The organism is Shimwellia pseudoproteus, from assembly GCF_016415625.1.
GTDB lineage: Bacteria > Pseudomonadota > Gammaproteobacteria > Enterobacterales > Enterobacteriaceae > Shimwellia > Shimwellia pseudoproteus.
In genome coordinates this window covers 1-609 of sequence record NZ_WBXP01000120.1, presented here as the reverse complement: position 1 = coordinate 609, position 609 = coordinate 1, and the positions used below count along the sequence as shown (strand labels likewise).

1 pseudogene is annotated in these 609 nt (G+C 53.2%); it reads right to left on the bottom strand.

The features are described from left to right. Window positions 1–147: 147 nt before the first annotated feature. Window positions 148–609: pseudogene (locus F9C28_RS20000) on the bottom strand (IS5-like element ISKpn26 family transposase); the annotation flags it as partial.

Sequence of the window (609 nt, the reverse complement as noted above, 5' to 3'; positions counted from 1 at the left end):
GGAAGGTGCGAATAAGCAGGTCATTTCTTCCCAAGCTGACTCGCTGATTAAAATTTCGCGGATCTGGGCCGATTTTTTTCCCGCAAACACATCGAATCAGCCTATTTAGGCTATTTTTTCCACCATTTCTGGCGTTATTTCCGGTTTTTACTGAGATCTCTCCCACTGACGTATCATTTGGTCCACCCGAAACAGGTTGGCCAGGGTGAATAACATCGCCAGTTGGTTATCGTTTTTCAGCAGCCCCTTGTATCTGGCTTTCACGAAGCCGAACTGCCGCTTGATGATGCGAAACGGGTGCTCCACCCTGGCACGGATGCTGGCTTTCATGTATTCGATGTTGATGGCCGTTTTGTTCTTGCGCGGATGCTGCTTCAAGGTTTTTACCCTGCCGGGACGCTCGGCGATCAGCCAGTCCACATCCACCTCGGCCAGCTCCTCGCGCTGTGGCGCTCCTTGGTAGCCGGCATCGGCTGAGACAAATTGCTCCTCTCCATGAAGCAGATTACCCAGCTGATTGAGGTCATGCTCGTTGGCCGCGGTGGTGACCAGGCTGTGGGTCAGGCCACTCTTGGCATCGACACCAATGTGGGCCTTCATGCCAAAGTG